The 25,351-nt window shown below is 58.3% G+C and carries 24 protein-coding genes; 8 read left to right on the top strand and 16 right to left on the bottom strand.

The window, feature by feature from the left end; translation table 11 throughout:
* Window positions 1–148: 148 nt before the first annotated feature.
* Together EGY08_RS16780 and EGY08_RS16775 are read right to left on the bottom strand one after the other, a co-directional pair.
* The gene (locus EGY08_RS16780) at window positions 149–1,393 is read right to left on the bottom strand and encodes an aromatic amino acid transport family protein (protein ID WP_004126177.1); all 1,245 of its coding nucleotides are present in this window, start codon (window positions 1,391–1,393) and stop codon (window positions 149–151) included.
* A 149-nt stretch (window positions 1,394–1,542) separates the two neighbouring features.
* On the bottom strand, window positions 1,543–2,808 hold the full coding sequence (locus tag EGY08_RS16775; RefSeq protein ID WP_123828695.1) for a 4-aminobutyrate--2-oxoglutarate transaminase: 1,266 nt from the start codon (window positions 2,806–2,808) through the stop codon (window positions 1,543–1,545).
* Window positions 2,809–2,925: 117 nt separating this feature from the next.
* Between EGY08_RS16775 and EGY08_RS16770 the strand changes: the two genes are divergently transcribed.
* Entirely contained in the window at window positions 2,926–4,440 is a 1,515-nt protein-coding gene (locus EGY08_RS16770; RefSeq protein WP_049112323.1) for a PLP-dependent aminotransferase family protein, read from the top strand.
* A gap of 32 nt (window positions 4,441–4,472) precedes the next feature.
* Here the strand turns inward: EGY08_RS16770 and rpoH are convergent, their stop codons facing one another.
* The 4 genes from rpoH to ftsY all read right to left on the bottom strand — a co-directional run bounded on the left by rpoH (window position 4,473) and on the right by ftsY (window position 8,823).
* Window positions 4,473–5,327 (bottom strand): RNA polymerase sigma factor RpoH, encoded by an 855-nt coding sequence (gene rpoH, locus EGY08_RS16765; protein WP_004106554.1) that lies wholly within the window; start codon window positions 5,325–5,327, stop codon window positions 4,473–4,475.
* Between the two features lie 256 nt (window positions 5,328–5,583).
* The gene (gene ftsX / locus EGY08_RS16760) at window positions 5,584–6,642 is read right to left on the bottom strand and encodes a permease-like cell division protein FtsX (RefSeq protein ID WP_032742212.1); all 1,059 of its coding nucleotides are present in this window, start codon (window positions 6,640–6,642) and stop codon (window positions 5,584–5,586) included.
* Window positions 6,635–7,303: a cell division ATP-binding protein FtsE gene (gene ftsE / locus EGY08_RS16755; protein WP_004106557.1), complete on the bottom strand. Its 669-nt coding sequence runs from the start codon at window positions 7,301–7,303 to the stop codon at window positions 6,635–6,637. Before ftsE ends, ftsX begins: the two co-directional genes overlap by 8 nt.
* A 2-nt stretch (window positions 7,304–7,305) precedes the next feature.
* Complete coding sequence (ftsY, locus tag EGY08_RS16750; protein ID WP_123828694.1) at window positions 7,306–8,823, bottom strand: signal recognition particle-docking protein FtsY; 1,518 nt, start codon at window positions 8,821–8,823, stop codon at window positions 7,306–7,308.
* A gap of 192 nt (window positions 8,824–9,015) precedes the next feature.
* Here ftsY and rsmD point away from each other — a divergent pair, with 192 nt between their 5' ends.
* Together rsmD and EGY08_RS16740 are read left to right on the top strand one after the other, a co-directional pair.
* Window positions 9,016–9,612, top strand: a complete 597-nt coding sequence (rsmD, locus tag EGY08_RS16745; protein WP_004126189.1) for a 16S rRNA (guanine(966)-N(2))-methyltransferase — start codon at window positions 9,016–9,018, stop codon at window positions 9,610–9,612.
* Window positions 9,602–9,880, top strand: coding sequence for a DUF1145 family protein (locus EGY08_RS16740; protein WP_004126191.1), 279 nt, complete (start codon window positions 9,602–9,604; stop codon window positions 9,878–9,880). The genes rsmD and EGY08_RS16740 overlap by 11 nt, the downstream gene beginning before the upstream one ends.
* 14 nt (window positions 9,881–9,894) lie before the next feature.
* Here EGY08_RS16740 and EGY08_RS16735 read toward each other — a convergent pair whose 3' ends face one another.
* Window positions 9,895–10,254, bottom strand: coding sequence for a DUF2500 domain-containing protein (locus EGY08_RS16735; protein ID WP_004126192.1), 360 nt, complete (start codon window positions 10,252–10,254; stop codon window positions 9,895–9,897).
* 142 nt (window positions 10,255–10,396) lie between these two features.
* On the opposite strand from EGY08_RS16735, the gene EGY08_RS16730 reads away from it, so the two are divergent.
* Window positions 10,397–11,023, top strand: coding sequence for a lysoplasmalogenase (locus EGY08_RS16730; RefSeq protein ID WP_004126194.1), 627 nt, complete (start codon window positions 10,397–10,399; stop codon window positions 11,021–11,023).
* Between the two features lie 78 nt (window positions 11,024–11,101).
* Complete coding sequence (zntA, locus tag EGY08_RS16725; RefSeq protein WP_049122719.1) at window positions 11,102–13,306, top strand: Zn(II)/Cd(II)/Pb(II) translocating P-type ATPase ZntA; 2,205 nt, start codon at window positions 11,102–11,104, stop codon at window positions 13,304–13,306.
* A 115-nt stretch (window positions 13,307–13,421) separates the two neighbouring features.
* Here zntA and tusA read toward each other — a convergent pair whose 3' ends face one another.
* Entirely contained in the window at window positions 13,422–13,667 is a 246-nt protein-coding gene (tusA, locus tag EGY08_RS16720; protein WP_004106582.1) for a sulfurtransferase TusA, read from the bottom strand.
* Window positions 13,668–13,958: 291 nt separating this feature from the next.
* On the opposite strand from tusA, the gene EGY08_RS16715 reads away from it, so the two are divergent.
* Window positions 13,959–14,624 carry a 7-cyano-7-deazaguanine/7-aminomethyl-7-deazaguanine transporter gene (locus EGY08_RS16715; RefSeq protein ID WP_004126198.1) on the top strand — a complete coding sequence of 222 codons (666 nt, stop codon included), beginning with the start codon at window positions 13,959–13,961 and terminating at the stop codon, window positions 14,622–14,624.
* Between the two features lie 73 nt (window positions 14,625–14,697).
* The gene (locus tag EGY08_RS16710) at window positions 14,698–15,255 is read left to right on the top strand and encodes a DcrB family lipoprotein (RefSeq protein ID WP_004126200.1); all 558 of its coding nucleotides are present in this window, start codon (window positions 14,698–14,700) and stop codon (window positions 15,253–15,255) included.
* On the opposite strand, the gene EGY08_RS16705 is transcribed toward EGY08_RS16710, so the two are convergent.
* Window positions 15,256–16,476: an MFS transporter gene (locus tag EGY08_RS16705; RefSeq protein WP_049112333.1), complete on the bottom strand. Its 1,221-nt coding sequence runs from the start codon at window positions 16,474–16,476 to the stop codon at window positions 15,256–15,258.
* 341 nt (window positions 16,477–16,817) lie between these two features.
* Here EGY08_RS16705 and EGY08_RS16700 point away from each other — a divergent pair, with 341 nt between their 5' ends.
* Window positions 16,818–17,867 (top strand): AI-2E family transporter, encoded by a 1,050-nt coding sequence (locus EGY08_RS16700; protein ID WP_004126202.1) that lies wholly within the window; start codon window positions 16,818–16,820, stop codon window positions 17,865–17,867.
* Here EGY08_RS16700 and arnF read toward each other — a convergent pair.
* The 7 genes from arnF to arnB are packed head-to-tail and all read right to left on the bottom strand — an operon-like array spanning window position 17,864 to window position 25,242.
* Window positions 17,864–18,247, bottom strand: a complete 384-nt coding sequence (gene arnF, locus EGY08_RS16695; RefSeq protein WP_004126203.1) for a 4-amino-4-deoxy-L-arabinose-phosphoundecaprenol flippase subunit ArnF — start codon at window positions 18,245–18,247, stop codon at window positions 17,864–17,866. The genes EGY08_RS16700 and arnF overlap by 4 nt on opposite strands.
* A complete protein-coding gene (gene arnE / locus EGY08_RS16690) occupies window positions 18,247–18,585 on the bottom strand; it encodes a 4-amino-4-deoxy-L-arabinose-phosphoundecaprenol flippase subunit ArnE (RefSeq protein WP_004126204.1) in 339 nt (112 codons plus the stop codon). Before arnE ends, arnF begins: the two co-directional genes overlap by 1 nt.
* Window positions 18,582–20,237: a lipid IV(A) 4-amino-4-deoxy-L-arabinosyltransferase gene (arnT, locus tag EGY08_RS16685; RefSeq protein WP_123828693.1), complete on the bottom strand. Its 1,656-nt coding sequence runs from the start codon at window positions 20,235–20,237 to the stop codon at window positions 18,582–18,584. Before arnT ends, arnE begins: the two co-directional genes overlap by 4 nt.
* Window positions 20,237–21,139: a 4-deoxy-4-formamido-L-arabinose-phosphoundecaprenol deformylase gene (gene arnD, locus EGY08_RS16680; RefSeq protein ID WP_004126206.1), complete on the bottom strand. Its 903-nt coding sequence runs from the start codon at window positions 21,137–21,139 to the stop codon at window positions 20,237–20,239. The genes arnT and arnD overlap by 1 nt, the downstream gene beginning before the upstream one ends.
* Window positions 21,136–23,121 carry a bifunctional UDP-4-amino-4-deoxy-L-arabinose formyltransferase/UDP-glucuronic acid oxidase ArnA gene (gene arnA / locus EGY08_RS16675; protein ID WP_004126207.1) on the bottom strand — a complete coding sequence of 662 codons (1,986 nt, stop codon included), beginning with the start codon at window positions 23,119–23,121 and terminating at the stop codon, window positions 21,136–21,138. Before arnA ends, arnD begins: the two co-directional genes overlap by 4 nt.
* Window positions 23,118–24,101: an undecaprenyl-phosphate 4-deoxy-4-formamido-L-arabinose transferase gene (gene arnC, locus EGY08_RS16670; RefSeq protein WP_004126208.1), complete on the bottom strand. Its 984-nt coding sequence runs from the start codon at window positions 24,099–24,101 to the stop codon at window positions 23,118–23,120. Before arnC ends, arnA begins: the two co-directional genes overlap by 4 nt.
* A 1-nt stretch (window position 24,102) precedes the next feature.
* Entirely contained in the window at window positions 24,103–25,242 is a 1,140-nt protein-coding gene (arnB, locus tag EGY08_RS16665) for a UDP-4-amino-4-deoxy-L-arabinose aminotransferase (RefSeq protein WP_123829435.1), read from the bottom strand.
* Window positions 25,243–25,351: the final 109 nt, after the last annotated feature.

Raw genomic sequence — 25,351 nt, 5'->3', positions numbered from 1 at the left:
TGCTGCCTGCGCTTTTGCAGCACACTATGCTAAACATACCGTCATTCAGGAGAATTGGAAACGATAAAATTGCGGAGTATGTAACAGATAAGTGACAAATAAAAACCCGCGCCGGAATAAACCGAACGCGGTGGCATGAGCAACGCGACTACCAGCCCGCGGGCAGATAGCCAAAGGCAGAAGCGATGGCGTAGACGGCGCTGCAAAGATAGAGCAATACGATGAAGATCTGGATGAATGGGTGCGTTATCAGCGCCGGGCAGGTCCAACCGGGAGTGATATCCCCCTGCCGCCGTGAACCTTTCAGGATCAGGATCGGCATGATGGACAAAATCACCCCGCTAAATACCCCGGCAAAATAGAGCGCGTTCACGAAAGACACCATCCCGCTGTAGGCCAGAATAAAAGGCGGCACGGCGACCACGAGCAGCACCTTAAAGCGTTTGAACGGCTGCTCGTCGTTGCCCAAGCGAAACTGATCGAAGATATTGGTCAGGAAGCTTCCACCCAGTCCCCAATAGGAGGTCAGCATCGCGCAGAGCGCAAAGAGGTTTGCCGAGAAGAAGGCCCACTCGCCGAGCGCCCTTCCCCATGAAATGGTCGCCACATCAGAAATATTATCCAGCCCGCTTAATGCAATCACCGAGAGCGGGACCAGGGCCAGCAGGCAAAAGGTTAACACCATCCCCACCATAATGGCCTTCGGCAGTTTCTCCGGTTTATCGGCGAAACCGCGCGCCATTTCCGGCACGATATACTGCGCGGAGAAGCAGAACGCGACCACATTAAACACTGGCACCATATACAGCCAGTTACCTTCAAGTAAATAACTCACGCTCGCGGTTTCTTTCAGCAACGTCGCGGCAACCAAAATGGTTATCATAACGACCATGCCGATACTGATGAATTTCTCACCCCGGCCAATCGCCTTCAGGCCAAGATAAAGCACCCCGGCCGCCGGAATAAAAAACAGTGCGCTGCCCAGGGCAGGCGAGATGCCGAATAACGAATGCAGGAGTTTACCGCTGCCGGTCATATAAGCCGTCAGCGCGCCGACGCTGTTGACGCAAACGGAGAGGAACATCATCAATGCCCCGAAGCGGCCAACATAGCGCTGCGACAGGCCGCTGAGCTGTAAATGCTTGCGGGTACGCAGCGTCGACTCTGCGACATAGAGCATGGTAATAGTCGTCAGGCTACCGACAACAACGAGCCAAAACAGCAGCGGCAGAAAGCCCGCTTTGCTGGAGGCATAGGCGATGGATAGCACCCCAGCACCGATATTGGTGCCGACGATCATCGACACGCCTTCGATGAAACTGAGGGATTTTGCAGGTACAGCGGTACGTTCCCGGCTCGTCAGAACCGAAGAAAAGGTGGAGTTGTCAGACATAATATTTTCCGTTTTATTCCGGCAACATGCGCTGCCGGAAAAAAGGTGATATCAGGGTGAAATACCACTCACGCTGAGCATGAATAACCAGACTGCGGCTTCCTGTTTCTGTTGGGCTTCCCTACCGCCGCAGATGGATGTAAGACTGACTAGCCCTTCAGCACGCGGGCCAAAATATCCAGCGCCTTCGTAAACTGCGCATCCGGAATCGTTAACGGATAGAGGAAGCGAATGACGTTGCCGTAGACGCCGCAGCTTAGCAGCAGCAGTCCGTTCTCTTGGGCTTTTTGCTGGATTTGACGAGTGATCTCCGGCGACGGCTCGCCGGTTTGCGGATCGTTAAACTCCACCGCCACCATCGACCCCTGGCCGCGTACGTCCGCAATGGCCGGGCAGCTTTGACGTGCCTGATTCAGCACCTCTTTCAGATGACTGCCTAAGCGCTCAGCGCGCTGGCACAGCTGCTCTTCTTCAATCACGTCCAGCACCGCATGCGCAGCCGCGACCGCCAGTGGGTTACCGGCATAGGTACCGCCCAGGCCGCCCGGCGCAGGTGCATCCATCACCTCGGCGCGACCGACCACGCCGGAGAGCGGGAAACCGCCGGCCAGACTTTTAGCCATCGTCATCAGGTCAGGTTTCACATCATAGTGCTGCATCGCAAACAGCTTGCCGGTGCGTGCAAAGCCGGTTTGTACTTCATCGGCAATCAGCAGAATGCCGTGGGTATCGCACAGCGCGCGCAGCGCCTGCATAAACTCAGGCGGGGCGACGTTAAAGCCGCCTTCGCCCTGAATCGGCTCCAGAACAATCGCCGCCACCTGGTCGGCCGCGATATCGGCTTTAAAAATACGATCCAGGCTTTTCATCGCGTCAGCGGTGGTAATGCTATGGGCAGCATTAGGGTAGACGGCGTGATAAACCGAGCCCGGGAACGGGCCGAAACCAATCTTATAAGGCGCCACTTTGCCGGTCAGCGCCATGGTCATGAAAGTACGGCCGTGGAATCCGCCGCCGAAGGTAATCAGACCCGGACGACCAGTATAAGCGCGCGCAATTTTCACCGCGTTTTCAACCGCTTCCGCCCCGGTGGTAAAGAACGCCGTTTTTGCCTGACCGTCAATCGGCGCCAGCTCGTTAATCCGCTCGGCCAGCGTGACGTAGCTTTCGTACGGGACAATCTGATAAGCAGTATGGGTAAAGGCCTGTAGCTGCTGTTCAACGGCGGCAATGATTTTAGGGTGCCGATGGCCGGTATTCAGCACCGCAATGCCGGCGGCGAAATCAATCACCTCATTCCCTTCAATATCCCACAGCGTAGCGTTCTCTGCTTTCTCAACAAAGTAGCTGCACATTACCCCTACACCGCGCGGAGTCGCCTGCTGGCGACGCTGATTCAGTTCTGAACTTTTCACCGGGAATCTCCTGTCATGTGTGTCACGTTATCGCAACAAATCCGAAACTATGTCGTTTATTTACACAGGATTTGGCCCTATAATCGAGTACCAATTAAGATTATCTGAGGGATCCAATTGCGTTCGCTCATCGCAGACATGGTGCTGGTCAGATTGCAGAAAGAAACCGATCCGCTCCTGCACAAGCGCCTTTACAAGGCGATTCGCCACGCCATTCTGGATGGTTCTCTGCCGCCCCATAGCCGCCTACCGCCATCGCGGGATCTGGCGGGGGAGCTGAGAATGTCTCGCAACACAATTTTAACAGTTTACGAACAATTACTGGCCGAGGGGTACGTCGTATCCCGCCGCGGCAGCGGAACATTCGTCGCGAAAACGCTGCCCGATATGTTCCTTCCCGCCAGCAGCGCCAGTGAAAGCAGCCCGGCGCCCGCAGCCAGCGCGCCTATCTCCAGGCGCGGCCAGCATCTGCTGGGACAGGTCAGCGCCAGCCCGCGTCAGTGGGGGGCGTTTATCCCCGGCGTACCGGACGTCAACGCGTTTCCCCATCCGCTGTTCAGTAAAATCCAGGCGCGTATCAGCCGCCGTCCAAAACCGGAACAGCTCAGCTACAGCTGTAACGGCGGAACGGCCGAGCTACAGCACGCATTGGTGGACTATCTGAGAGTAGCGCGCGGCGTTCAGTGTCAGGCAGATCAAATTCTTATCACCGAAGGGATCCACCAGGCGATCGACCTGATTACCCGCATGCTGTGCGACCGCGGCGATCTCGCCTGGGTGGAGGAACCGTCCTACTGGGGCATTCGCCATGTGCTGGCGATGAATGAAGTGCGGGCCGAGCCCGTGGTGGTTGATGCCAGCGGCCTGTGCCCGCCCGAAAGCATAGCCGAAGCCCCGCGGCTGATCTTCGTTACGCCATCCCATCAGTATCCCCTCGGCGCGGTAATGAGCCTTGAGCGCCGACAGCGCCTGCTTACGCTAGCCCATCAGCACGACAGCTGGATTGTGGAAGATGATTACGACAGCGAGTTTCGCTTTTCCGGCCAGCCGATCCCGGCGCTACAGGGTTTAGTCCCCGAAGCGCCGGTGGTCTACGTCGGTACGTTCAGTAAAACGCTCTACCCTGGACTGCGGCTTGGCTATGTCGTGCTGCCTCGACCGTTGGCGGCTGAACTCAAAAACGCCCATGCCGAGCTCTATCGCGGCGGCCATTCGCTTATCCAGCTGGCGCTGGCGGAATTTATCAACGCCGGTCATTACTCGGCGCATATTCGCCGCATGCGCCTGCTCTACAGCCGCCGCCGCGTCTTTTTGACCGAGCTGATTCAGCGGCACTGCGGGCCGCACGCGCTGTCGGACTTCAGCGATAATGCCGGACTACATCTAATACTGAATTTGCCGGATGAGGCGGATGACGTGGCGATTGCCCGCGACGCCAACGCGCGCAATATCTTAGTGCGTCCGCTGTCACGCTATTACCTGACAACGCAACGCAAGAAAGGGCTGTTGATGGGCTTTGCTTCGCAGCCGGAAACGCAGATGGAGCCGGCGTTCAACATCCTGCTTGAGTGTCTGAAAATGCACTGCCCACAGGCGCTGGCGGAGGCAGAAAAACAAAACGCCCCAACGTAATGTGGGGCGTTATCGGGGGGCTGGCGCTCAGATTAGGCTTCGATAGCGGCGCGCAGTTTTTTCATGGCGTTCTTTTCAAGCTGGCGCACACGTTCAGCCGACACGCCGTAGCGGTCTGCCAGCTCCTGGAGCGTGGACTTGTTGTCTTCGTCCAACCAGCGGGCGCGGATGATGTCCTGGCTACGTTCGTCAAGACCCTGCATCGCGTCGGTCAGCTTGTTCGCCGCCTGCTCTTCCCAGTTATCGTCTTCGATGCCATCGGCAAAGTTAGACGTTTTATCCTGCAGATAGAGTACCGGCGCCATCGGCTGGCTATCGGACTCATCATCCGAAGACATGTCAAAGGTCATGTCCTGCGCCGCCATACGTGACTCCATCTCACGCACGTCTTTGCTCGACACGCCCAGCTCGCGGGCAACCATTTCGACTTCATCCTGATTAAACCAGCCCAGACGCTGCTTGGTTTTACGCAGGTTAAAGAACAACTTACGCTGTGCTTTCGTGGTCGCGACCTTCACGATACGCCAGTTACGCAGCACGTATTCATGAATTTCCGCTTTGATCCAGTGCACGGCGAAGGAAACCAGACGCACGCCCACTTCCGGGTTAAAACGGCGCACGGCTTTCATCAGGCCAATGTTGCCTTCCTGAATCAGATCCGCCTGCGGCAGGCCATAGCCCGAGTAGTTACGAGCAATATGAACAACAAAGCGCAGGTGAGACAGGATCAGCTTTTTCGCTGCTTCCAGATCGCCCTGGTAATGCAGCTTTTCAGCAAGCTCCCGCTCTTCATCAGCCGATAACATCGGCCAAGTGTTAGCAGCCCGGATGTACGATTCCAGGTTACCAACGGGGGCTAAGGCTAAAGTTTGCATATCTTTGGTCATTCAAATCCTCTCAATCGATATCTTCTGGCATCATTCTGTCCTCACAACGGAGCAACAAACATGCCAGCATTGATGAGCAACGAGAATATCACTCACATTAGTATCAGACAGTGATTTTATCCACAAGTTCCATGCAATGATGTGAATAGATTACGCACAAAATGTGACATGGTCATGAAGTTTAGGGAAGCGTCGACAGGGACTCTTTCCCTGCAGAGAGATATTCAGTGCAGGGAAAGATTATACCAGATTTTTACTACTCGGGAGTAAAGTGACGTAAATGTTGAACGGTTGCCAGCCAGGCGGCGACCCAGCCAATCATCGAGCAAACAATCAGCATCAGCAGGCACTCGTCAAAGCCTAAGCCGCTGAGTTCAAACTGCGTGCCGAAGACTTTCGCCACTTCGGTAACCGCCGACGACAGGCGCATGACCATAATTTCCGACAAGATCAGCGACAGAAACGCGCCGGAGAACCCCAGCAGCGCTCCGCCGTAAAGGAACGGACGCAGAATGAAGCCGTCGGTCGCGCCAATCAGTTTCTGCACGTTAATGGTATCGCGACGGGCGAAGATGCTCAGACGTACGCTGTTGCCGATCACCAGGAAGACCGCCGCCACCATCAGTACGCCGATCATCGCCGACACGCGTCCGACCAGCCCGGTGAGCGACGAGAGGCGCGCAAACCAGCTGTCATCCATACGCACTTCATCAACGCCCTGAACGTGGCTCACGCGGTCGCGCAGCGTGTTCAGCGCCTCAACGCTCTGGAAATCAATCTTCGGCACCACGATCGCTACCGCCGGCAGCGGGTTCTCTTCCAGCATATCCAGCGCGCCGCCAAAGCCAGACCAGTTGCGGAATTCGCCAAGGGCTTCATCACGCGACAGATAGTTAACCTTCTCGACGCCCTGCTCCGCCTGCAGCTGGCCGACTACCCGGGCAGCCGCATCGTCATCCAGCGTTTTTTCCAGATAAACGGTGATTTGCGGCGTGGGGTAATACTGCGACGCTGCGGTGCTGACGTTTTTGTAGACCATGTAGCACACGCTCGGCAAGGTCAACGAAATGGCGATCACCATCACCGTCAGGAACGTCGCCAGCGGCGTACTTTTCAGATCCTGTACCGCGCCGTGCCAGGCGTAGCGCACCTGCTCATTGAATACGTTGCTCTTACGGGAAGCCGGATTCGGCGCGGCTTTTGGCCGCTTCGACCCATTGCGTCCGCCGCTACCACCCGCCCCGCCCGCATTGCGGAAACGGTCGAATCGATTGCCGAATCGGCGAATGTGGTTCATTGCCTCGCGCTTATTCACCGATGTGGCCTCCATGCATATGCCCCTCGCTGAGGGACAGGACGCGGTACGGACGACTGGATATAAGCCCCAGGTCATGCGTCGCCATCAGCACCGTCACCCCAACGCGGTTAAACTCTTCAAACAGACGTAAGATCCCTTCCGACAGCGCCTCATCGAGGTTACCGGTCGGTTCATCCGCCAGCAGGACCGCGGGTTTATTGACCACCGCGCGGGCGATGCCCACGCGCTGTTGTTCACCGCCTGAAAGCTGAATCGGCAGGTTTTTCGCTTTGTCCAGCAGCCCGACTTTATCCAGCGCCGCCGAGACGCGACGACGGATATCATCGCCGCTGGCGCCGGCGATAATCAGCGGGATCGCCACATTATCGTAAACGGTACGGTCCATCAGCAGATGATGGTCCTGGAAAATCATGCCAATCTGACGGCGCAAAAACGGCACCTCGCGGCTCTTCAGGCGGCTGATATCATGGCCGCCGAAGAGGATTTTGCCGGCGCTGGGCCGTTCGATACCGCAGATAAGCTTCAGCAGGGTACTTTTCCCCGCGCCGGAATGGCCGGTCAGAAACGCCATCTCGCCCGCCTGCAGGTGGAAAGTCACCCCCTGCAGCGCTTGCCTCCCACCGAGATAGGCTTTGCTGACTTGTTCAAAGCGAATCATTTTTAATCCTCTCGGGCAAAAAGTGCCTCAATAAAGTCGCCCGCATTAAACGGACGCAGATCTTCAATACGTTCGCCAACACCGATGTAGCGAATCGGAATACCGAACTGATCGGCAACCGAGAAGATAACCCCGCCCTTGGCGGTACCATCCAGCTTAGTCAAGGTGATACCGGTCAGTCCAACCGCTTCGTGGAACAGTTTGGCCTGGCTAATCGCGTTCTGCCCGGTGCTGGCGTCAATGGTCAGCATAACTTCATGCGGCGCATCGACATCGAGTTTTTTCATGACGCGGACAATCTTCTTCAGTTCTTCCATCAGGTGCGATTTATTCTGCAGACGGCCCGCAGTATCGGCAATCAGGACGTCAATATTGCGCGCCTTCGCCGCCTGGATGGCATCGAAAATGACCGATGCCGAGTCCGCGCCGGTATGCTGGGCAATCACCGGAATATGGTTACGTTGCCCCCAAACCTGAAGCTGCTCTACCGCCGCCGCGCGGAAAGTATCGCCCGCCGCCAGCATCACCGACTTGCCCTGCTGCTCGAACTGACGCGCCAGCTTACCGATGGTGGTGGTTTTACCGACGCCGTTGACGCCGACCATCAGAATCACAAACGGCGTTTTGCCTTCAACGTTCAGCGGCTCATCCACTTTCGCCAGAATATCGCCCATCTCTTCTTTCAGCAGACCGTACAGCGCCTCGGCGTCGCGCAGCTGCTTACGGCTGGCGTCGTTGGTCAGATTAGTGATGATCTTACGCGTGGTTTCCACGCCGACGTCGGCAATCAGCAGCTGCTCTTCCAGCTCTTCAAACAGATCATCGTCGATTTTCTTACCGCGGAACAGACTGATAAATCCGGAACCGAGGTTTTGTTTAGTTTTTACCAGGCTGCGTTTGAGGCGGGCGAAGAAACCTTCTTTGGTCGGTTTTTCCTGCTCTAACGGCGTCACGACGGTTTCGTCCGGCACCACTTCCTTAGCGTTTTCTGCCGCATCGGCCGCCGCCATAGCCTGCGCTTCCAGCTCTTCATCGGTGATATCGGCCTCAGCCTCTTCTGCCGTTTCGTCTGGTTCCGGCTGGTCAACGGCGGTTTCTTCAATAACTGCTGTTTCCGGTTCGGTAATGACCGCTTCCGGCGTCTGTTCAGCGACGGCTTCAGCCGCTACCGGCTCGGCAATGACCTCTTCAATCAGCGGCTCAGCGACAATTTCGTCAACCGCAGGCTGCTCCGCAACTGCTTCAACGACCGGGGATTCGACAACCGCCTGCGGTTGTTCGCTCTCCACGACCTGCTCGGTCACCTCAACCACCTCGGCGGCAAAGGCTTCGGCGTCCGGTTTCTCCGTCGTAGGCGCGTCGACCGTTTCCGGCGCAGCGACAGGCGCTTCACTTTCCGCAGACGGTTCTGCAACCTCTTGCTGGGCTTCTACTTTTTGTTCTGTTTCGCTTTCCTGCGCCTGTTCTTTTTGGCCAAAGCCCAGCCAGGAAAAGAAGCCACGTTTTTTGTCTTTCGCCATTTGCGACTACACTCCTCGCTGTTAATTCATGGCACAGCTTCGGCCTGTTGGCAGCGGAAGCTGAAAAATGATGAAATTAGTCGGATAGTCTACCACTTAACTTAACTCGCATCACCGCCCCCGGATTAAGGTTTCGTCAACCGCTGCCGATCGTTAGAATAGCAGCCCGGAAGTTGAGACTAGAGCAAAGAGATGAAGAAACCAAACCACGCAGGCAGCGGCCAGATCCGTATTATCGGCGGGCAATGGCGGGGCCGTAAATTACCGGTGCCGGAGAGCCCGGGTCTGCGCCCGACCACCGACCGGGTACGCGAAACGCTATTTAACTGGCTGGCGCCGTCGATCGTTGACGCTAACTGCCTCGACTGCTTCGCCGGCAGCGGCGCGCTGGGCCTTGAAGCCCTCTCCCGCTACGCGGCCAACGCCACGCTGCTGGAAATGGAGCGCGGCGTCGCGCAGCAGCTGCAAAAAAACCTGGCGACCCTCAAAGCCAGCAACGCTAAGGTCGTGAACACCAATACTTTAGCGTTTCTCGCTCAGGCGGGCGCGCCGCACAATATTGTGTTTGTCGATCCCCCGTTTCGTAAGGGGCTGCTTGAAGAGACGCTGAAACTGCTGGAAAACAACGGCTGGCTTAGCGATGAAGCGCTCATCTACATCGAGAGTGAAGTCGAAAACGGCTTACCGCCGGTGCCGGAGAACTGGCACGTCTATCGTGAAAAAGTGGCCGGACAGGTCGCCTACCGTCTCTATCAACGTGAGGCCCAAGGAGAAAACCATGCTGATTAATTTTGGCCGCTTGCTGATGCTGTGCGTGTGGGCGTTTTTATTGCTGAATCTGTTTCAACCGTTCCCAAAGCCACTGAATATCTTCGTTAACGTGGCGCTAATCTTTATGATTCTGATGCACGGCCTGCAGCTGACGCTGCTCAAGGCGACGCAGACGAAAGAGATGCCGCCGCTGGGGCGTTTCGAACAGGTCCGTATTTTCATCTTCGGCGTGTTCGAACTGGTCGCCTGGCAGAAAAAACTCAAGGCGACCCTGAAGAAGAAGTAACGCCGGGAAAAGGTTCAGGGATCTGGCGCAAAGCCCATAAACCGCGAACCTTTATAGCTCAGGACGCCTTTATCGCCGACGCTTAACGCATGATACTGCGGCGCCTGCAGACGAAAAACCATTTCCATCCCGCCGCTTTCCGGCCTGAAACTGGCTTCATAACGCATCTCGCTGCCGGCAGGCGTCACCGTCTGCTGGCGCGAACGGCGATCGTTAATCACCTTCTCCCGCTTATTGCTCACCACCACCCGTTTTTGCAACAGCGGCGCGGCGTCGTTCTCCATTTTTTCGCGGCGCTGCTGCGCATAGCGATACGACGCGGCAACCGCAATGATGGCAACGGCAACCATAAAAAACAGCGGAACCTTACTCATTCACCTTGCCCCCAGGAATTATCAGGAATAAGCATACTGTGGCTTGATTATCATTGTCATCTTCCTCTGCAAACCACTACACTGAGATTCAGTACTGTAAGTACAATCACTTACTTAATGATAACAGATACAGGGACTTACTATGCTTTGGTCATTTATTGCTGTCTGTTTCTCCGCATGGCTTTACGTCGATGCGTCCTATCGTGGGCCAGCCTGGCGTCGCTGGGTATTTAAACCCGTCACGCTGATCCTGCTTCTGTTACTGGCCTGGCAAGCGCCGATGTTTAACGCCATCAGCTATCTGGTGCTGGCCGGGCTTTGCGCTTCGCTGGTCGGCGACGCCTTGACCCTACTGCCCCGGCAGCGGGTGATGTACGCCGTGGGGGCGTTCTTTCTCTCCCATCTGCTCTACACCATCTGGTTTGCCAGCCAGCTGACGCTATCGTTCTTCTGGCCGCTGCCGCTGGTGCTGCTGATCCTCGGCGCGCTGCTGCTGGCCATCATCTGGACGCGCCTGGAAGAGATGCGAATGCCGGTGTTTACCTTTATCGCGATGACGCTGGTGATGGTCTGGCTCGCTGGCGAGCTGTGGTTCGCTCGCCCGACGGACACCGCGCTTTCCGGCTTCGTTGGCGCCGCGTTCCTGCTGCTCGGCAACGCGGTCTGGCTCATCAGCCATTATCGCCGCCGCTTCCGCGCTGACAACGCGATCTCCTCGGCGTTTTACTTCGCCGGGCACTTCCTGATCGTCCGCGCACTCTATTTGTAATTAAGCGCTTGACTCTGGAGTCGACTCCAGAGTGTATCCTCTGGGTAATGAGAAAATTATCATTACCCGGAGGGTCCTATGTCGGCTCCAGAATCGCAGGATAAAAAAGTCCCACAATTCTCATCGTTAAAATTTACCCCTGCCGCACAGCCTGCGGAAAGCTGCTGCGCGGACCACGCCTGCAGCAGCGAAACCGCCGCTGAAAACGACGCGTTCAGTCACGCTCGCTTTAGCTGGCTAGTAGAAGGCATGGATTGCGCGGCCTGCGCCCGCAAGGTTGAAACCGCCGTTCGCCAGGTGCCGGGAGTAAGCCAGGTTCAGGTGCTGTTCGCCACCGAAAAGCTGCTGGTCAACGCCGAGGGCGACGTTGGTCCGCAGATCGAAAGCGCCGTGCGCGCCGCGGGCTATCAGCTGCGGGATGAAAACGCGCCCCGGACAGAGGACTCCACCTCGTGGCTGCGCGAGAATCTGCCGCTCATCACCCTGGTCGCAATGATGGCCCTCAGCTGGGGGCTGGAGCAGTTTAACCCTCCTCTGGGCGAAATCGCCTTCATCGCAACCACCCTTGTCGGCCTGTGGCCGGTCGCCCGGCAAGCAATACGCCTGATCAAAAGCGGAAGCTGGTTCGCCATCGAAACCCTGATGAGCGTCGCCGCCATCGGTGCGCTGTTTATCGGCGCCACCGCCGAAGCGGCGATGGTGCTACTGCTGTTCTTAATCGGCGAACGCCTTGAGGGTTGGGCCGCCAGCCGCGCGCGTCAAGGCGTCAGCGCGTTGATGGCGCTGAAACCCGACACGGCAATCCGCGTGCGAGACGGCGTACGCGAAACCGTAGCCCAGCGCGACCTGCGCCCCGGCGACGTGATTGAAGTGGCCGCCGGGGGCCGTCTGCCCGCCGATGGCCAGTTGCTCTCGCCCTTCGCCAGCTTCGATGAGAGCGCGCTAACCGGTGAATCCGTACCGGTGGAGCGTAACGCCGGGGAACGCGTAGCGGCCGGCGCCACCAGCGTCGATCGTCTGGTACAGCTGACGGTGCTCTCCGAACCGGGCGACAGCGCCATCGATCGCATTCTTAAGCTGATTGAAGAAGCGGAGGAGCGCCGCGCGCCGATTGAGCGCTTTATCGATCGCTTCAGCCGCATCTATACCCCGGCGATTATGGTCGTCGCGCTGCTGGTAGCCCTTGTTCCGCCGCTGCTGTTTGCTGGCGCATGGCTGCCGTGGATCTATAAAGGTTTAACGCTGCTGCTGATTGGCTGTCCGTGCGCGCTGGTGATCTCCACCCCGGCGGCGATTACCTCAGGGCTGGCGGTGGCGGCGCGTCGCGGCGCGCTGATTAAAGGCGGCGCGGCGCTGGAGCAACTGGGCCGCGTGCGCCAGGTGGCGTTTGATAAAACCGGCACCTTGACTATAGGCCAGCCGCGCGTCACCGCCGTGATGGCGACCGCGAACATTGGCGAAAACGATCTGCTGGCGCTGGCGGCCGCCGTGGAGCAAGGCTCCAGCCACCCGTTAGCCCAGGCCGTCGTACGTGAGGCGGAGCAGCGTCAGCTGGTGATTCCGCTGGCCAGCGGCCAGCGCGCGCTGGCCGGCTCCGGCATTGAGGCGCAGGTCGAAGGTCGTCAGGTGCTGATTTGCGCCGCCGGGAAAAATAACGATCCGCAGTACGATGAACGTATTCAACAGTTGGAGAGCGCCGGACAAACCGTGGTGCTGGTGATGCGCGATGAGACGCTGCTGGGGATTCTGGCGCTGCGCGATACGCTGCGCGACGATGCCCGTCAGGCGGTGGATGAACTCCATCAGTTAGGCGTTCAGGGAGTCATACTGACCGGCGACAATCCGCGCGCGGCGGCGGCCATCGCCAGCGAACTGGGGCTGGCGTTCCGCGCCGGGCTGCTGCCTGCGGATAAAGTACAGGCAGTGATCGCGCTAAACGCCGAGTCGCCGCTGGCCATGGTCGGCGACGGAATCAACGATGCGCCGGCGATGAAAGCGGCGACGATTGGCATCGCCATGGGCAGCGGCACCGACGTCGCCCTGGAGACCGCTGATGCGGCATTGACCCATAACCGCCTGACCGGGCTGGCGCAAATGATTTCGCTAGCGCGCGCCACCCACGCCAATATCCGGCAGAACATCGCTATCGCGCTGGGTCTGAAGGGGATTTTCCTCGTCACCACCCTGCTTGGACTGACCGGCCTGTGGCTGGCGGTGCTGGCGGATACCGGGGCGACGGTGCTGGTCACCGCTAACGCGCTGCGGCTGTTACGTAAGAAATAAGGGCAAGTCCCGGGACGGCGCTTGACGCGCCTGGCCCGGGCTACAGGTTAGTGCGGTCTGGTTTGTTGTAGCCCGGATCAGGCGCCAGCCGCAATCCGGGGAAACCTGAAGCGGATCAGTGGCTTTTACGGATCAAATAGCGGTACGGCAGCGCCTCGGTTTCCTGCGCCAGCAGTTCATGCTCCATAAAGCGGCAGAAACCGGGAATATCGCGGGTCGTCGCCGGATCGTCGGCCACGATTAGCAGCGTCTCGCCCACCGGCATGGTACGCACGGTCTTACGCACCATCATCACCGGTTCCGGGCAACGAAGCCCCTGCGCATCAAGCGTATGATCAGGGCTGGAGAAAAGTTCGCTCATTTTCATCTCACATTAACAAAACGGCCCTAGTTTACCCCCAGTTCGCCAGTACGCAAGCCAGGTTAACGTTTGCGCGAAAAACAACCATTGCAATACGCTCGCAACGCAGTATCATGCAGCCGTTTTTATTGGGTTCCCTCACCCCAACTCTCTGGCCCTAAATCATTCGAGTTGCAGAAAGGCGACGACGCAGCGAATTTCCAGCAGCTTACATCAGTAAGTGACTGGGATGAGCGAGGAAAGTTAACGCATCTGCAGCTTGAAGAATAACGGGCATAAAAAGGTCACAATATGAGTCCGTTTACTACCGTACAGCGTAAAAAAGCGCTGATCTGGCTATCGCTTTTCCATCTGCTGGTCATCACTTCCAGTAACTATCTGGTGCAGCTGCCGATCTCCATCTTTGGTTTTCATACCACCTGGGGCGCGTTCAGCTTTCCGTTTATTTTCCTCGCCACCGACCTGACGGTGCGGATTTTCGGCGCTCCGCTGGCGCGACGCATTATCCTCGCGGTGATGATTCCGGCGCTGCTCATCTCCTACGGGGTTTCCGCGCTGTTCTATATGGGCGAGTGGCAGGGCTTTGCCGCATTAACCAGCTTTAATCTGTTTGTCGCCCGTATCGCCGCCGCCAGCTTTATGGCCTACGCGCTGGGGCAGATCCTCGACGTCCACGTCTTCAACCGCTTGCGTCAGAACCGCCGCTGGTGGCTAGCGCCCACGGCATCCACTCTTTTCGGTAACGTCAGCGATACGCTGGCCTTCTTCTTTATCGCCTTCTGGCGCAGCCCGGATCCGTTTATGGCGGCGCACTGGGGTGAAATCGCCATCGTCGACTACTGCTTCAAGGTGCTGATTAGCATCGTATTCTTCCTGCCGATGTACGGCATGTTGTTGAATATGCTGCTGAAAAAGCTGGCAGATAAATCTGATTTATCCGCATTGCAGCCAGGTTAAGAGTACTCGTGAAACGATGTGATAAGATAAGCGAATGAGCCGTTAGTGGCCGTTTATCGAAAGGAAGATGTCAATGCGCAATTTGGTTAAATATGTCGGTATTGGCCTGCTGGTTGTGGGTCTTGCGGCCTGTGATAACAGCGATACAAAAACGCCGACTGCCGGGGCGGCTGCGGAAAGCAACGCCAGCGGGCAACCTATTAGTCTGCTGGATGGCAAACTGAGCTTCTCCCTGCCAGCCGGTATGACCGACCAGAGCGGCAAGCTGGGCACCCAGGCCAACAATATGCACGTCTATTCTGACGCTACCGGCCAGAAAGCGGTGATCGTGATTGTTGGCGACAGCACCAATGAAGATCTGGCCGTTATGAGCCAGCGTCTGGAAGAGCAGCAGCGCAGCCGCGACCCGCAGCTGCAGGTGGTGAGCAATAAATCCATTGAGATCAAAGGCCACACCCTGCAACAGCTGGACAGCATCATCTCCGCCAAGGGCCAGACCGCCTGGTCTTCCGTCCTGCTCGGTAAGGTTGATGACAAACTGCTGACGCTACAGATCACGCTGCCAGCGGATAATCAGCAGCAGGCGCAGACCGAAGCGGAAAACATTATCAACACCCTCGTCATCCAGTAACTACTGGCCTGACGCCGCGGCCTCCGGTTCAGCGACCGGGGGCCGTTTTTTTAACCGCCATCCCAGCAGCAGCGCCGCCGCGACCAGCCCCGCCGTCGCCAGATAGATCGATGAAATGCCCGCCCACGCCATCAGCAGCCCGGCAAGCGGACCGGTGATCCCCAGCGAGAGATCCATAAATACCGTATAGGTTGCCAGCGCCGCCCCCTGGTTCTGCTGCGGCACGGCCTTCACCGCCACCACGCCAAGCGCCGGGAACACCAGCGAAAAACCGGCTCCGGCAAAGAAGGTGCCGACTTTCGCCAGCAGCGGCGTCTCCGCCAGGCCTACTAACAGCAGCCCAATAATCTCGACGACAAAACAGATCATCGCCACGTTCAGCCCGCCGAGGCGGTTAATTCCGTTGGGGAACAACAGCCGGGTGCCGACAAAGGCGCAGCTAAACAGCGTCAGGGCGAAGGCGGCACCGTCCCAGCCTTTAGCATCATAAAACAGGGTGATAAAGGTGGCGATAACGCCAAACCCCGCCGAAGCCAGGGCCAGCGCCATGCCGTAGAGCCAGACGCGCCCCAGCACCGCGCGAAACGACATCGCTTTGCCCTTGCCCGCTTTCACCGCTGCCCGCGGCAACGCGCACAGCACCGCCACCAGCGCGACCGCCATAATGGTCAACGCCAGCCCGTGCAGGCCCATCAGCGAGTAACAGAGCACGCCGAGCGGCGCACCCATCGCCATCGCCCCGTAAGTGACAATGCCGTTCCAGGAGATAACCCGCCCGATATGCAGCGAACCGACTACCCCGACGCCCCACAGCGTGGAGCCGGTTCCCGCGAAGCTCTGCCCGATGCCGAGAATTATGCGCCCAAGGCACAGCAGCGCCAGGCTAACCACGGGCAAACCGCCGAAGAGCGCCGCCAGCAGATAGCCGAGTCCGCTCAAAAAGCAGCCGCACAGGCCGAAAATGACGATCTTTTTTGGCCCCAGCTGGTCGGCGTAACGCCCGGCGTGCGGGCGGCTGAGCAGCGTAGCGAAGTACTGGAGGCTAATCACCAGCCCGGCCCAAAAGGCACTAAACCCCATCACATCATGAACGTAGCCGGGCAATACCGCCAGCGGCAGGCCAATGGTCAGATAGCTGGCAAAGTTAAACATCACGACAGAGACAATCCGCAGATTGAGGCGCAATCCATTGAGCGCCGGTTCAGCGACGGTTTCGGGCATCGGGTTCCACCAGATTTTTACAACTGTGTTTCATTTCTACCACGCCACACGTTATAAATCAGCAGCCAGATTAGGATTCCTGGCAGCAAGCCAGCCGCTACACTTAGAGTCTATCCCACCAGGCGTTATTGTCGCAGGCAGTTTGAACACGGACAGCGCACAGAAACCGGAGCGTACACGGAGTACGTGAGGATTGACTCGCTACGCTCGCCCTCCGGGCCGCCCTGAAGGGCGTTCAAAATGCTTTCGTATTTTGTCGAGCACTGCCCGTGTTCAAAATGGCAAGTAAAATAGCCCTAATGGAGTGGGCTCTTTATGAAAATCATAGAAAGGAAGAGTGAATGACAACCCCTCAGCCCGATAAAACGGGCATGCATATTCTGCTCAAACTGGCGTCACTGGTGGTTATCCTCGCCGGTATTCACGCCGCGGCAGATATCATCGTGCAGTTATTACTGGCGCTGTTCTTCGCCATTGTCCTCAACCCTCTGGTCACCTGGTTTATTCGCCGCGGCGTGCGTCGCCCGGCAGCCATTACTATCGTGGTGGTGGTGATGCTGATCGTGCTCACCGCGTTAATTGGCGTACTGGCCGCGTCGGTTAACGAATTTGTCGCCATGATGCCAAAATATAATAAAGAGCTGACGGCAAAAGTCCTGCGATTGCAGGAGGCGCTGCCGTTTTTGCATATTCACATGTCCCCGGAGCGTATGCTACAACGCATAGACTCTGACAAGCTGATGACGTTCACGACCACCCTGATGACCGGGCTGTCCGGCGCTATGGCCAGCGTCATTCTGCTGGTGATGACGGTGGTATTTATGCTTTTTGAAGTCCGTCATGTGCCCTATAAGCTCCGTTTTGCCCTCAACAACCCGCAAATCCACATCGCCGGTCTTCACCGGGCGTTAAAAGGCGTTTCGCATTATCTGGCGCTGAAAACGCTGCTCAGCCTGTGGACTGGGGTGATTGTCTGGTTAGGACTGATGCTGATGGGGGTACAGTTTGCGCTGATGTGGGGCGTGCTGGCTTTTCTGCTGAACTATGTGCCTAACATTGGCTCGGTAATTTCCGCCGTCCCGCCGATGATCCAGGCGTTACTTTTTAACGGGTATTATGAGTGTCTGCTGGTCGGCGCGCTCTTTTTAGTCGTGCACATGATTATCGGCAATATTCTCGAACCCCGCATGATGGGCCACCGGCTGGGCATGTCTACGCTGGTGGTTTTCCTCTCATTGCTGGTCTGGGGATGGCTGCTTGGCCCGGTGGGAATGCTGCTGTCGGTACCGTTAACCAGCGTGTGTAAAATATGGATGGAGACCACCAGGGGCGGCAGTAAGTTAGCCATCCTGCTCGGGCCCGGTCGCCCCAAAAGCAGGCTACCGGGCTAGCCCTGCCGCTTCACCGGCCAGAAGATCGTCAGCACCCCGGCGACAATCAGCAGCACGCCCAGCAGCGATTGCCAGTGGAAAGGCTCATGCCAGCCGGGGAGCCAGATGGCGGCGGCCCATACCAGGATGTAGCTCAGGCTCAGCAGCGCGTAGGCTTTCGCCAGCGGCAGTCGATGCAGGGCGAAGTACCAGCAGACCATCGACAGCAGGTAACCCATAAGCCCAAACGCCAGGCCAAACGTGCCCGCCCGCAGATGCAGCAGATGGTTGAGGAAGGTGAATATCTCCGTCAACGGCGGGAGCTCGACCATCGCGCTGCGCAGCAGCAGCTGCGCGCCGCTCGCCAGGCCGACGCTGAATAACGCCCAGATTAAGCCCATCAGATACGGCTCCCCAGAATAACGATCCCGACGACGATGAGCCCCACGCCAATCCAGTGGCGGCGCGCGACCGGCTCGCGCCAGATCCCCCACGCCGCCAGGGTCACCCAGACAAAGTTCAGGCTTAGCATAGGGTAGGCGATACTGACCGGGATCGACTGCAGCACGCTAAGCCACAGCAGCATACTGCAGCCCAGAGCGAGCAGCGCTAAACCCAGCCAGCCGAGGATATGGCGCCCGCGCCGCCCGGATTTGGATGGGCGGGTGGCCTGTTTCTGGCACAGCTGTCCAGCGCAGCTCAGCAGGCTGGCGAAAACCAGACAGATCCACACGCTCATTGCGGCAGATACTGGATAAACACCACGCGCCCTAGCTCGTAGGAGCTATCTGGTTTCGGTAGCGCTAAATCAGCCATACTTTCTCCTTTGTCCATCAGCAGAACCAGCGAGACGGGGCCCTGCTGGCGGTGTGTCGCCAGCCAGTCAGCAAAATGCGCCTGATCGACAAACTGGCGCTGCGCGTCCGGCCAGGAGAGACCGTACTTCAGCTCGCCCTGCTTGTCGAACAGAATGATATCGCTGCGCCTGAGCTCCCACGACAGCCCGCCGGCGATACCGACGTTATTGGTCAACACGTAGCGGCTCGGGGTCAGCGATTCGCTGACGATATCCACCAGGAACTGCGGCTGCTTGCTGTCGATCACCCGATCCGGGATAGCGAAGCCCACCAGCAGCGCCAGCCCGAGCGGGCAGCAGGCGGCGAGGGTCCAGCGGCGGCCGTTATCCTTCATCGCCAGCCAGCCCATCAGCGCCCAGCAGCCAAATATCAGCGCAGCCAGCAGGCATTTATAGAGCTCAATATGGCTCCATACCGGCTTGTGCATAAAGCCCCACGGCGAAACCACCAGCACGGCGACCAGGCCAATCAGGCCAAAGGCCAGGTTGATCGCGCCGTTAATTTTCAGCGCCTTCGCCCCCGCCTTCGCGGCGTCCAGCGCGTAGCGCGCCATCAGAATCGACAGGGGAGCAAAACAGGGCAGGATATAGGTTGGCAGTTTACCCTTAGCAATGCTGAAGAACAGGAACGGCATCACCACCCATCCGAGCAAATAGAGCGCGCCGCGCGACTCATCGCGTTCGGTCCAGCCGCGCTTGAGCGCCCCCGGCAGCAGCGCCAGCCACGGCAGGCTGCCGGCAATCAGGAACGGAATGTAGTACCAGAACGGCGCTTTATGCTGGGCATCTTTTTCCGCGAAACGCTGGATATGCTCCACCCAGAAGAAGTAGCGCCAGAAGTCCGGCTCGCGTTTGGCGATGGCGAGCCCCCACGGCAGTACCACCAGCGCGCAGACGCCCACCGCCAGCCAGCCGTAAGTCAGCACTTCGCGCCAGCGCTTACGCGCAATCACCCACGGCAGTACCCCGACCACCGGCACCGCCAGCGCGAGGAAGCCTTTGGTCATCACCCCCATCCCGCAGGCCACGCCGAGTAAAACATAGCCGAGAATTTTGCCGCCGTGGCTTTGGGCCTGCGCCGCGCCCCAGAAGCAGCACATCGCCAGCGCCATCCACATGGTGATCATCGGGTCGAGCACCGCGTAGGTACCGATACCGTAGACCAGCAGCGCGGTCAGGAAGATCACCGGCGACAGGATCGCGACGCGTTTATCGCGGAAAAGACGCCATGCCAGCCAGGCGACCAGCAGCGCGGTGACGGTAATGGAAAACACCACCCCAAAGCGGACGGCAAAATTATTGTGGCCGAATAGCCACTGGCCGATGCTGTTGATCCAGTAGCCGGCAATCGGTTTTTCAAAGTAGCGCAGCCCGAGGAAATGCGGCACTACCCAGTCGCCGGTCGCCAGCATTTCGCGGCTGATCTCCGCGTAGCGGGTTTCATCAGGCTGCCAGAGCAGGCGGAAGTTGAGCGGCAGTAAATAGTAGAGGACAAAAAGGGCGACCAGAGAGGCGCCGTAGCGAATGCTTTTCATCAAACACCCGAATTGAGTAATTGTTCACGTCCAAGCCAGCCTTCCCGGCCGGCCAGTTCACCACGAACCACCTTCCCTCGCGGCAGCACGCTAAAGTCGGCGGGCAGAAGCTGGCTTAGCGGGCAAAACTGGATCTCTTCCTGTGCGGCCATGGTCAGCAGTTCATCAAACTGATCCGCAAAGGCGATGCCTTCCACTTCAGCATGGATGGTATAGACCGGCGTCCCCGCGTCGCGGTGGATGCAGTCCAGCAGATAGCGGTTGAAGCCCGCAATATCCACCGCGTTTCCCACCGCTTCATCCCAGGTCGGTAAGGTCACCGGGATCTGCACGGTCCCCGGCGCCCCGTTCCCCAGCTGCGGCAGAAAAGGCCCGGTCCCCCGGCAGTCGCTGTTATAGAGGAAATCGAAAGCCTCTTTGGCTTTGATCACCCGCTGATCGGCGCGCCAGCCAGCAACGGCGGAACAGGTTACCGGGCGACCGATAATCCGCTCCAGCTCCAGCAGCCCGCGTTCAACCTCCAGCGTCAGCCTTTCCTGCGGCCAGACGCCGCTCCACGCCTGCCAGCTATAGTGATCCCAGGCGTGCAGGCCAACTTCATGCTCCTGCGCGGCGGCGCGGATAACTTCTTCATTACCCGCGCCGATCCTGCGCCCTGGCCAGGCGGTGCCGGCCAGCAGGATATCCCAGCCGTATAGCGACGCAGCCTTTGAGCGCAGCATCTTCCACAGAAACTTCGGCTTTACCAGGCGCCAGATATGACGCCCCATGTTGTCCGGCCCGACGCTGAAAAAGAAGCTTGCCTGAATCCCGTGCTGGCTCAGCAGAGCCAGCAGTCGCGGGACCCCGTCCCGCGTACCGCGAAAGGTATCGACATCTATGCGTAAGCCGACCTGTTTCATGATTTGCCGCTGTCCGTCAGTTCAACCGTACGCAGGAAGAAGTCCAGGGTATGTTCCACGGTCTCTTCCATTTCCACCGTCGGCACCCAGTTCAGGCAGCGCTTCGCGTTGCGAATGCTCGGCTTACGATGTTCGACGTCCTGGTAGCCTTTACCGTAGTAATCGCTGCTTTCCACTTCGCGGAATCCGGCGAATGGCGGGAAGCGGTCGCGCAGCGGATGGCGTTCAAAGCAGGCCAACAGCATTTCCGCCAGTTCTTTGATACTCGCTTCGTTATCCGGGTTGCCGATGTTGATGATCTGCCCGTCGCAGCGGCCGTCCTTGTTCTCAATGATGCGGAACAACGCTTCGATACCGTCGCTGATATCGGTAAAGCAGCGCTTCTGCTTACCGCCCTCAATCAGCTTGATCGGCGAACCTTCTACCAGGTTGAGGATCAGTTGGGTGATGGCGCGAGAGCTACCGATGCGCGCGGCATTAAGGTTATCGAGGCGCGGCCCCATCCAGTTAAACGGGCGGAACAGAGTAAACTTCAGGCCGTTCTTATCGCCGTAGGCCCAGATCACGCGGTCCAGCAGCTGCTTGGAAACCGAGTAGATCCAGCGCTGTTTGTTAATCGGCCCGACCACCAGATTGGAGGTATCTTCATCAAAGTTGTTGTCGGTACACATGCCGTACACTTCCGAGGTCGACGGGAAGATGATGCGCTTATCGTATTTCACGCAGTCGCGGATAATCTTCAGGTTCTCTTCGAAATCCAGCTCAAATACGCGCAGCGGGTTGCGGGTATATTCGATTGGCGTGGCAATCGCCACCAGCGGCAGGACCACATCGCACTTCTTAATGTGGTACTCGATCCACTCGGAGTGGATGCTGATATCGCCTTCAACGAAGTGGAAGCGCGGGTTGTCGAGGAAGCGGCTGATAGCGTCGGAGCCAATGTCCAGGCCGTAAATCTCGTAGTTGTCGTCCTGCAGCAGGCGCTCGGTCAGGTGGTTGCCGATAAAGCCGTTCACCCCGAGGATCAGCACGCGGGTACGGCGCTTAATCGCCACCACCGGTTTGCTGCTCAGCACCGCGCCGGCAACCAGGCCAAGCGCCTGCGCCAGCTGGGTACCCTGCATATAAACGCCGCGCTCGGTCTGCCCGGTAACGATTTCTAACGCCCCTTCCTGACAGGCGACGACCAGCGGCGCAACGGAGAGCACCGTCCCTGCTTTGGCGGCGGCCAGATCGTGGCGCACGCGGGATTTCCAGACGATAAACTTGTTTGCGCCGGCGTAGCCGAACGCACCCGGCCACGGATCGGAGACCGCACGGACGAGGTTGTGCAGCGTCTGGGCCGAATGTTCCCAGTCGAGGCGACCGTCTTCCGGCGTACGGCGACCGACGTAAGTCGCCTGGCTTTCATCCTGGACGCGCTCTTCGGTTTTACCGTCGCGGATGGCGGGTAGCGCCTGTGCCAGCAGATCCGACGCTGCGGCGCAGAGTTTACGGTGCAGCGCCAGCGCCGCGTCATCCGCGCCGATCGCGACGCTTTTCTGCGCCACGATATTGCCGGCATCCGCGCGGTTAACCATACGGTGCAGCGTTACGCCAGTTTCGCTTTCGCCGTTCACCAGCACCCAGTTCAGCGGCGCGCGGCCGCGGTATTTCGGCAACAGTGAACCATGCAGGTTAAAAGCCCCCTGCGGCGCAATATTCAAAATGTCATCGCACAGCAGGTTGCGGTAGTAGAACGAGAACAGCACGTCCGGTTTAATCTCACGGATACGTTCGATCCACAGCGGATGATTCACATCTTCCGGCGCCCATACCGGGATGCCTTGCTCAGCGGCAATACGCGCCACGGAGCCAAAAAAATGGTTTTCGCCAGGGTTATCCGGATGGGTAAAAATAGCGGCGATGTCATAACCGGCATCCAGCAGAGACTGAATACCTGCACAACCCATATCGTGATAAGCGAAGACTACGGCTTTCATGAACGATCTTCCTCTTGAGATGCCGTTTCCGGCTGGCGAACAACACGTTGAATAAAGTAGCGGGGGCGGGCGCGGACATCGTTATAGATGCGGCCGATATACTCCCCGAGCAGGCCCATCCCGACGAACTGGGCGCCGATAAACATAAATAGCACCGCGAACAGCATGAACACCCCTTCCGCCGCCCACTGGGGACCAAACACCAGACGCAGCACAACCAGCATCAGGCCGAAGGCGAAGCCCAGCAGAGCGATGACGCTGCCGAACAGGCTCAGCAGGCGCAGCGGCGTGGTGGTCAGGCAGGTCACCAGGTCGTACATCAGGTTAATCAGGCGCATAAAGCTGTATTTGGAATCGCCGAATTCGCGCTCGGCGTGCATCACCGGGATCTCAACCGCCCGGCGGGCAAAAGTGTTCGCCAGAATCGGGATAAACGTACTGCGCTCATGGCAGTTGAGCATCGCGTCGATGATATGGCGGCGATAGGCGCGCAGCATGCAGCCATAGTCGCCCATCGCTTTACCGGTGGTGCGCTGGATCAGGCGGTTGATCATCTTCGAGGCGCTTTTACGGAAGAAGGTGTCCTGGCGGTTCTGGCGCACGGTACCGACCACGTCGTAGCCCTCGTCGGCCTTCTCGACCAGGCGCGGGATCTCTTCCGGCGGGTTTTGCAGGTCGGCATCAAGGGTAATGATCAGGTCGCCGGTAACGTGACTGAAACCCGCCATAATCGCCGAGTGCTGGCCGTAGTTGCGGTTCAACAGGACCGCCACCACGTGGCTGCCTTCGGCCTCGGCGGCTTCGGTGAGCATCCGCGCCGAGTCATCGCTGCTGCCGTCGTCGACCAGCAGAATTTCATATTGCCGTCCGAGCGTCGCGCAGGCGGTGTCGGTGCGGCGGATAAGCTCCGGCAGGCTCTCCTGTTCGTTATACACAGGAATAACGACCGAGACCTTTTTCACGGGAGGATAGCTAAACATATCAACGTCCTGACAGCTGGTGCAGTGCGGAAATGACCCGAGTGACATCGTCATCGGTCATATCCGGGAACAACGGAATGGAACAAATGCGCGCGCTGTTCCATTCCGTATGCGGTAATGAAACTTCAGGGAAACGCTCGCGGTAATACTTTTGCGTATGGGCCGCACGGAAGTGCAGGCCGGTGCCAATGCCCATGGCCTTCAGTCTTTCCATCAGCGCATCGCGGCTGATGCCGCAGGTGGCTTCATCAACGCGGATAATAAACAGGTGCCAGGCGTGCTGATGCTCCCACGACGGTGCCACCAGCGGCCTGAAGGGCGTATCCGCCAGCTCGCGCAGATAGCGTTGCGCAATCGCGGCGCGACGCTGATTGGCGTGGGCGAGCTTGTCCAGCTGCACCAGCGCCAGCGCGGCGTTGATATCCGCGAGATTGTATTTAAAGCCCGGCGAAATCACCTCCGCCTGCGGGGCGCGGCCCAGAGTCTGGCGGTCATAAGCGTCAACGCCGAGGCCGTGGAACTTCAGGCTGCGAATGCGCGCGGCCAGCTCGTCATCATCGGTCACCACCAGCCCGCCTTCGGCGCAGGTCATATTCTTGATCGCATGGAATGAGAAAATGGCGGTACCGCGCCAGCCGACGTGACGGCCTTTGTAGTACGTCCCCGCCGCGTGGGCGGCATCTTCAATCACCGGAATAGCGTGACGCTCGCCAATCGCGCGAATAGCGTCAATATCCGCCGGTGCACCAGCGTAGTGCACAGGGATAATTGCTTTGGTTCGCGGGGTGATTGCCGCTTCAACCGCTTCGGGGGTAATCATCAGGTTATCGGGATCGACATCGATCATCACCGGGGTCGCGCCGAGCAGGCAGATCATGTTCAGCGTGGAGACCCAGGTCTGAGAAGGGGTGATCACTTCATCGCCCGCACCGATACCCAGCCCCATCTGCGTGACGTGCATGCCGCCGGTCGCCGAACTGACGGCGATGGCGTGACGGTTGCCGGTTAACGTGCAGAACGCCTCTTCCAGCGCCTGATTTTTCGGTCCAGTGGTGATCCAGCCCGATTGCAAAACTTCACGCAGCGCAGCCAGCTCTGCGTCGCCCATCGACGGGCGCGAAAACGGCAAAAAATCGCTCATCATGTTCCTGTTCTGTGAATGACCCGCGAAAAACCGGGTCGATAAGAAATATCCTGCACCTGCTGACCTAAACAAAATGAAAATGAAAGCGAAATCAGCCAGAGGGCGC

This window comes from Klebsiella sp. FDAARGOS_511 (genome assembly GCF_003812845.1).
In the GTDB taxonomy this organism is placed as follows: domain Bacteria; phylum Pseudomonadota; class Gammaproteobacteria; order Enterobacterales; family Enterobacteriaceae; genus Klebsiella; species Klebsiella grimontii.
Note: the sequence above shows the minus strand (reverse complement) of the source record. Positions and strands in the feature narration are given on the sequence as shown.

Bases quoted from the DNA above. Each gene is read 5' to 3' on its own strand.
- EGY08_RS16780 (WP_004126177.1), bottom strand. From the start codon at position 1,393: ATGTCTGACAACTCCACCTTTTCTTCGGTTCTGACGAGCCGGGAACGT.
- rpoH (WP_004106554.1), bottom strand. From the start codon at position 5,327: ATGACCAAAGATATGCAAACTTTAGCCTTAGCCCCCGTTGGTAACCTG.
- ftsE (WP_004106557.1), bottom strand. From the start codon at position 7,303: ATGATTCGCTTTGAACAAGTCAGCAAAGCCTATCTCGGTGGGAGGCAA.
- ftsY (WP_123828694.1), bottom strand. From the start codon at position 8,823: ATGGCGAAAGACAAAAAACGTGGCTTCTTTTCCTGGCTGGGCTTTGGC.
- rsmD (WP_004126189.1), top strand. From the start codon at position 9,016: ATGAAGAAACCAAACCACGCAGGCAGCGGCCAGATCCGTATTATCGGC.
- EGY08_RS16740 (WP_004126191.1), top strand. From the start codon at position 9,602: ATGCTGATTAATTTTGGCCGCTTGCTGATGCTGTGCGTGTGGGCGTTT.
- EGY08_RS16735 (WP_004126192.1), bottom strand. From the start codon at position 10,254: ATGAGTAAGGTTCCGCTGTTTTTTATGGTTGCCGTTGCCATCATTGCG.
- EGY08_RS16730 (WP_004126194.1), top strand. From the start codon at position 10,397: ATGCTTTGGTCATTTATTGCTGTCTGTTTCTCCGCATGGCTTTACGTC.
- zntA (WP_049122719.1), top strand. From the start codon at position 11,102: ATGTCGGCTCCAGAATCGCAGGATAAAAAAGTCCCACAATTCTCATCG.
- tusA (WP_004106582.1), bottom strand. From the start codon at position 13,667: ATGAGCGAACTTTTCTCCAGCCCTGATCATACGCTTGATGCGCAGGGG.
- EGY08_RS16715 (WP_004126198.1), top strand. From the start codon at position 13,959: ATGAGTCCGTTTACTACCGTACAGCGTAAAAAAGCGCTGATCTGGCTA.
- EGY08_RS16710 (WP_004126200.1), top strand. From the start codon at position 14,698: ATGCGCAATTTGGTTAAATATGTCGGTATTGGCCTGCTGGTTGTGGGT.
- EGY08_RS16705 (WP_049112333.1), bottom strand. From the start codon at position 16,476: ATGCCCGAAACCGTCGCTGAACCGGCGCTCAATGGATTGCGCCTCAAT.
- EGY08_RS16700 (WP_004126202.1), top strand. From the start codon at position 16,818: ATGACAACCCCTCAGCCCGATAAAACGGGCATGCATATTCTGCTCAAA.
- arnF (WP_004126203.1), bottom strand. From the start codon at position 18,247: ATGGGCTTAATCTGGGCGTTATTCAGCGTCGGCCTGGCGAGCGGCGCG.
- arnE (WP_004126204.1), bottom strand. From the start codon at position 18,585: ATGAGCGTGTGGATCTGTCTGGTTTTCGCCAGCCTGCTGAGCTGCGCT.
- arnT (WP_123828693.1), bottom strand. From the start codon at position 20,237: ATGAAAAGCATTCGCTACGGCGCCTCTCTGGTCGCCCTTTTTGTCCTC.
- arnD (WP_004126206.1), bottom strand. From the start codon at position 21,139: ATGAAACAGGTCGGCTTACGCATAGATGTCGATACCTTTCGCGGTACG.
- arnA (WP_004126207.1), bottom strand. From the start codon at position 23,121: ATGAAAGCCGTAGTCTTCGCTTATCACGATATGGGTTGTGCAGGTATT.
- arnC (WP_004126208.1), bottom strand. From the start codon at position 24,101: ATGTTTAGCTATCCTCCCGTGAAAAAGGTCTCGGTCGTTATTCCTGTG.
- arnB (WP_123829435.1), bottom strand. From the start codon at position 25,242: ATGAGCGATTTTTTGCCGTTTTCGCGCCCGTCGATGGGCGACGCAGAG.